6 protein-coding genes are annotated in these 6,105 nt (G+C 40.6%); all 6 read left to right on the top strand.

Translation table 11 applies throughout. The features are described 5' to 3' along the window. The first annotated feature begins 368 nt into the window (after positions 1–368). From AKG39_RS18805 to fmt, 6 genes are read left to right on the top strand one after another with little or no spacing between them, the layout of a single operon-like run. Positions 369–1,247 (top strand): YicC/YloC family endoribonuclease, encoded by an 879-nt coding sequence (locus tag AKG39_RS18805; RefSeq protein ID WP_050741950.1) that lies wholly within the window; start codon positions 369–371, stop codon positions 1,245–1,247. Between the two features lie 8 nt (positions 1,248–1,255). Further along, positions 1,256–1,936, top strand: a complete 681-nt coding sequence (gmk, locus tag AKG39_RS18810; RefSeq protein WP_083439674.1) for a guanylate kinase — start codon at positions 1,256–1,258, stop codon at positions 1,934–1,936. A gap of 2 nt (positions 1,937–1,938) precedes the next feature. Next, positions 1,939–2,226 (top strand): DNA-directed RNA polymerase subunit omega, encoded by a 288-nt coding sequence (gene rpoZ / locus AKG39_RS20955; protein WP_050741951.1) that lies wholly within the window; start codon positions 1,939–1,941, stop codon positions 2,224–2,226. Positions 2,227–2,240: 14 nt separating this feature from the next. Further along, the gene (priA, locus tag AKG39_RS18820; RefSeq protein WP_050741952.1) at positions 2,241–4,625 is read left to right on the top strand and encodes a replication restart helicase PriA; all 2,385 of its coding nucleotides are present in this window, start codon (positions 2,241–2,243) and stop codon (positions 4,623–4,625) included. A 21-nt stretch (positions 4,626–4,646) separates the two neighbouring features. Beyond that, a complete protein-coding gene (gene def, locus AKG39_RS18825) occupies positions 4,647–5,087 on the top strand; it encodes a peptide deformylase (RefSeq protein ID WP_050741953.1) in 441 nt (146 codons plus the stop codon). Then, positions 5,084–6,025, top strand: a complete 942-nt coding sequence (gene fmt, locus AKG39_RS18830) for a methionyl-tRNA formyltransferase (RefSeq protein ID WP_050741954.1) — start codon at positions 5,084–5,086, stop codon at positions 6,023–6,025. The genes def and fmt overlap by 4 nt, the downstream gene beginning before the upstream one ends. Positions 6,026–6,105: the final 80 nt, after the last annotated feature.

Genomic DNA, 6,105 nt, shown 5'->3' on the forward strand with positions numbered 1-6,105 from the left:
TTGTTCGATGTTTATGAGTTTTGCAATTACCTATATAATAATAATTTTATCATTTAAACCATCGAAATGCAGTAAAAACATAATGATTCTAAAGAATTATTAAGATAAACCGGTTTTGGCGAGGATTCTTTATTTATAATGAAAAGAAGGGTGGTTTGATTGACTTTTTTAAAAGAGTTCGATATAGTATATAGATTAAGTGTTTATGTGACGACTTTATAGTAAATTGTACCAGCATAATATCTAATAAAATGATCATTGGACGCGAAGAAGAACAAAAATCAAAATAACACATGGCCTGGCAAGAATTTTATTGTTATGAACACTATGGATTTACGGTATGAGTTTGAAAGAAATGGAGAAACACCATGAAAAGTATGACAGGCTTCGGCCGAGGGGACTATCGTGACGAGGAAGTGGATTTTTCGATTGAAATAAAAACGATTAATCATCGATTCAGAGATTTTTTTATTAAGATTCCTAAAACCCTTAACCCTGTTGAAGAAAAAATCAGAAATACCATTTCTCAGAAAGTTGCCAGAGGACGGATAGAGGTTTTTATTAAATACACCGAGTTGGGAATAAAAAACCGCCGGATTGTTTTTAATCGGGAACTTGCAAAAGACTATATTTCAGTACTGAATCAAATGCGACACCTCGATTCTATGATCAGTGACGATCTGAGTTTATCCCTAATTGCAAAATTTCCGGACGTTGTCACCATGGAAGAAGATCGTGATGATTATGAAGAAATTTGGGAAAAAATTGAACCGATCCTGATCAGAACTCTGGAAGAGGTCAACGCCAGCCGGGAACGGGAAGGCCTTGACCTGAAGGTTGATGTTTTGAATCGATGTCGGTTAATACTTCAATATACCGAAGAAATCGAAAGAAAAAGTCCGGACATGCTTGGAAAATACCGGGATGAACTTCGTCAAAGAATATCAACCTATGTTGATTCCATTGAAATTGACGAAAAACGGCTCCTGATGGAAGTTGCCATCATGGCGGATAAGCTCAGTATTGACGAAGAAATAACACGGCTTAAAAGCCACATTGGTAGATTAGAAAGCATTATGATTGAAACAGAACCGGTGGGCAGAAAACTGGACTTTTTAGTTCAGGAAGTTAATCGTGAGATTAATACCATTGGATCAAAAGCCAATGATCTGGCTATCGCAAATATTGTGGTTGACATTAAAAGTGAAATCGAAAAAATTCGAGAGCAAATTCAAAATATAGAGTAGGGGTGTGTATGAAACCAGTGAGCGGATGTCCAATAATAAAAGAAGCATTAAATGAAGATGGAACAGGAGAGCTTTTTTTTGAGAGAGAAAAGGGAATTCTCATTGTCATATCAGGGCCATCCTGTGCGGGTAAGGGCAGCGTGTGTAAGATTATTAGCCAGAACAATCCGGATATTCGTCTTTCCATATCAGAAACAACCCGCCAACCCCGAAACAGTGAAAAACACGGCCGGGATTATTTTTATATTTCACAGGAATGCTTTAAAACCAGAATTCAGGAAGGACAGTACCTGGAGTATGCCACAGTTTATGAAAATTTCTATGGCACCCCTAAGGATTACGTCGAAGATCTTCTGAATTCAGGATTTGATGTTATTCTGGAAATTGATATACAGGGTGCGGCTAAGGTGCGCAGCAATTATAAAGAAGGCATCTATATTTTCATTGTTCCCCCTTCAATGCAGGAGCTAAAGCGCCGAATTGAAGAACGGGGCACTGAAAGCAAGGAACAAATGGAGATGCGGCTTAACTGCGCTTATTACGAGATGAAAAATGCCGATGACTATAGTTACATTGTAATAAATGATGAACTAGAGGATGCGGCCCATCGGGTACAATGCATTATAACGGCTGAGAAATGCCGTACAGAACGTTTGAAAAATAAAATTGAAGATATACTTGGGAGGTAATTATGAGATATCCTGCATTAAACGATTTAATTGCGAAAGCTGACAATAAATATTCATTGGTCCTTGCGACGGCCAAACGCGCCAGAGAAATTATAGACGGTGACGAACCGCTGGTAAAAATAAAAATTGATAATCCTGTGACCATTGCAACCAACGAAATTGCAGAAGATATGATCCATTGTATCTATAATGAAGGTAAACCGCATGAAACGGCAATCATTGAAGAAACCGAAGAAGCCATACTCCTTGATGTGGAAGCTGTTGCAACCACACTCATTACTAAAGCTTAGGATTAATTAAAACTGTGAAAATTGCAGAAGTCTTTTTAAACCAGAAAAACAAACGCATTGATCACGCCTATGACTACGCTGTTCCCAAAAAATCCGAAGAGTTAATCAAGGTTGGGATGCGTGTGGTGGTTGCCTTTGGTTTTGGCAACCGGCGTACAGAGGGATTTGTTACTGTTGTAAAAGAAACATCACATTACACAGGAAAAATAAAAGAAATTCTGGAGTGCATTGATAAAGAACCCATTTTACTTAAAGAACAGGTAGAGCTTTGTCTTTGGATGAAGTCCTATTATTGTTCTTTATTTTATGAGGTCCTTTCTTACTTCACCTCATCCGTTAAGGCCATACGAGAAATTGAATATCATCAGAACCAGGAGAAACATGCTGAATCACTAGCTGGAACCTGGTTTATCCAGCATTATTTTAAGGATGACCAAAATCGGATTCTGATGGATAAAAATGTGGATAAAAAAGATCAGCAGATTTTGGAAGAACTTCTGGCGGATAGAATTCTTTATCCGGTGACTATCTGGAAAACCGTATCTGACAAGAAAATACAGCTTTATGCGATTACGCCTGAAGGAGCCGAAGCGCTTGAAAAGCAAAAGGGACTGGGGTCCAATCAGCGAAAGCTGCTGGAGTTTTTAAGTCGGAAAAGTATGTCAGGAGCCGAGCTTAAAGTGTTTCCGGGAATCCTCAACAGCACTTTAAAAACCCTCATTAATAAAGCATATGTATCAGTGAAGGAGATTACCTCACAGTCATTGGGCGGAGGGAACGCGAAGACAGATCAGACCGCCTTGCCGGAAGTGGTGCTCACCGAAAAAGAGAAATACTGGTATCGAGAAATTCAGGATTTAACCAAAGCAAAAAAAAACATTCTTTTTCATGTTTTTGATGGGGCCAGTAAATATCGGTTATTTTTCAAAAGTATTGAGGATCAGCTGAGAAACGGCAAGGGAACCATTGTATTGTTTCCAGAAATCAATTTAACACTTCAACGAATGGAGATGTTTTATAAATATTTTGGTGATCAAGTTGGCGTTTATCATGGACAGCTGACCCAGGCAGAGCGGCACACGCTTTTTCAAAAGGTTCGCAGTGGTAACATTCGCATAATCATTGGCGTGAGATCCGCCCTGTTTTTGCCAATGGAAAATCTTGGCCTTGTGATCATTGATGACGAACATGATCCTTCGTATGTTTTCATGAAGGCACCACGATGTCATACTACCGATATTGCTCAGAAATATTGCGAGTTGATGGGAGCCGCTTTGATTCTTGGGGATGACATGCCTCGTGTATCAACCTGGCATCAAACCAAAGAGGGCAGAATCAATCTGCTGGAAATCGGAGTGGCCCCCCAGGTTCAAAAGACCATTGAAGTCATCGATATGCAAAAGGAAATTCACAGCGGGAATATGGGCTTTTTCAGTCGGCGACTCATTGAATTATTAATTTCCTGTTTACATGAAAAGCAGTTAAGTGTACTCTATATTAATAAGAAGGGTTACGCCAATTGTTTTTTTTGCAGAGCCTGCGGACAGGTTGAAAAATGTCCCCACTGCGGTATTGCTTTAAAATACTTTCATGGAGAACAAACGCTCGCCTGTCATTACTGCGGGTTTCAAAAGAAAATCCCGGTAAAGTGCCCAACCTGTGGAAGTGACCGGATGCGACACATGGGATTTGGCATTGACCAGGTGGAGGTTCTCATTAGAAAAAGATTTCCTGAAGCACGGGTACTCAACGTTCAAGGGAAAATTAAACCCGCAGAAATAAAAAAAATCAATGGCGAACTGGCTAAGGGAAAAATTGATATTCTCATTGGTACTCAGATCATTGCCAAACACTTTGATTTATCCCGGGCAAGCTTGGCGGCGGCGGTTTTTATCGACAGTGACATCAATCAGGGTGATTATCGCAGTGCTGAAAATGTATATCAAAACTATGGCCGTTTTTTCTCAAAAGCCATGGGTGAACACACCACTGGGCTCATTCAAACCAATGATCCGGAAAATGATGCCATTTACTCTATTGTACACGAAAATTACCAGGAATTTTATAACAGCGAGATCAATTATCGACGGCTGCTGCAATACCCGCCCGTCATGAACATGATTGTTTTTGGCGTATTCCAGGAAAATGCCGGTGAAGCCGAAAGTGATGCCTTAAAACTCTATTTAGCCCTTAAGGCTAATTTAAAAACTAAAAAAGATTTAAAAAATAGCCTGTTTAAACCCGTAAGCATCGGTGTAATTTCCGGCGGTAACCGAAAATATCAGATTATTTTAAAAATGGCGGATTTAAAAGAGTATCAAAAGCTGATGACCGAAATTATTGGTTCGGGAACCATTGAAAAATTAAAATCAAAGGTTTCGATTGAAATTAATCCCTAAAAAGGATAAAAGGAGGAAAAAATGGCAGTAAGACAATTACGAATTGATGATGACCCGATTTTAAGAAAAATTTCTCGGGTCATCGTTGAAATCGATGAAAAAATAAAAATATTGAATGCGGACATGATTGAAACCATGAAAAAAGCCGAAGGGGTAGGATTGGCTGCACCGCAGATTGGAATTTTAAAAAGAATGGTAGTGATTGATGTGGGGGAAGGTCCGATGACTTTTATTAATCCAACTATTCTTTCCTCTGAAGGCGAGGCCTTTGACGAAGAGGCTTGTCTGAGCCTTCCCGAACAGTCGGGTACGGTTTGCCGCGCCCAATCTCTGGTAGTGGAAGCAACCGATATTGAAGGCAAGGTTTTTCAACTGGAATGTTCGGATTTGTTGGCACGGGCGGTTTGTCATGAACTGGATCACCTGGATGGTATCCTCTTTATTGACCGCGTTGTAAAATGAAAAAACTAAGAATTGTTTTTATGGGAACCACCAATTTCGGTGTTCCCGCCCTTGAAAAACTTGTAGAATCAGGTCACGACGTTGTTGCGGTTATTGCTCAGCCGGACCGCCCCAACAAACGGGGAAAAAAAATAGCGGTATTACCACTCAAAGAAAAAGCACTGGGCCTAGGCATTAAAGTGTTACAGCCTGAAAAAATTAAGGACCCGGCATTCATTGAACAATTAAAACCCTATCAAGCGGATGTTTTCATTGTGGCAGCCTATGGCCAGATGCTTTCAGAAGAAATTCTTTATATGCCGACCTATGGTTCGCTAAATATCCATGGCTCACTGCTGCCTAAATATCGGGGAGCAGCACCGATTCAGCGGGCGATCATTGATGGTGAAGCTAAAGCAGGCGTCACCATTATGCAAATGAGTTCGGGCATGGATACCGGAGATATGCTTGCAATGGCCGACCTGGACATTACTCCGGAAACCACCTTTGGAATACTCCATGAGGATCTGGCCAGGCTTGGTGCCGACCTGTTAATAGAAAGTCTGGAGGGTATAATTACCGGAAAACGTGAACCCGTTCCCCAGAATGATAATGAGGCAACCTATGCTCAAAAAATTCTTAAGGATACCGGTCATATTCGCTGGGATTTAAGCAGTCATGAAATTTTAGCCCTGATCAACGGCATGGATCCCCAGCCAGGGGCATATTTTATTTACAAGGATGAGAAAATAAAATGCTTTAAGCCCGAAATCATCCAGTGGGCCGGAAACGAACAACCCGGAACCCTGGTTGTTGCCGACGCCCATGAAGGATTGATTGTAAAAACCGGCGATGCCGCCATCAGCATTGGGGAAATTCAGGCCCCCGGGAAAAAGCGGATGGAAACCCGCGTTTATCTCCGCGGTCACGCCTTTGAAACTGGACAAGTCCTAAATTAGGGCTAAGCAATTCTTTAGGAATCAATGCTAAGCTAATACTAAAGTATTAGCTAATTTCGAAACTCATAAACATCGAACAA

The sequence above is a fragment of the Acetobacterium bakii genome (assembly GCF_001263355.1).
Lineage (GTDB): Bacteria > Bacillota > Clostridia > Eubacteriales > Eubacteriaceae > Acetobacterium > Acetobacterium bakii.

Coding starts and splice junctions, on each gene's coding strand:
- AKG39_RS18805 (WP_050741950.1), top strand. CDS start 369: ATGAAAAGTATGACAGGCTTCGGCCGAGGGGACTATCGTGACGAGGAA.
- rpoZ (WP_050741951.1), top strand. CDS start 1,939: ATGAGATATCCTGCATTAAACGATTTAATTGCGAAAGCTGACAATAAA.
- fmt (WP_050741954.1), top strand. CDS start 5,084: ATGAAAAAACTAAGAATTGTTTTTATGGGAACCACCAATTTCGGTGTT.
- gmk (WP_083439674.1), top strand. CDS start 1,256: ATGAAACCAGTGAGCGGATGTCCAATAATAAAAGAAGCATTAAATGAA.
- def (WP_050741953.1), top strand. CDS start 4,647: ATGGCAGTAAGACAATTACGAATTGATGATGACCCGATTTTAAGAAAA.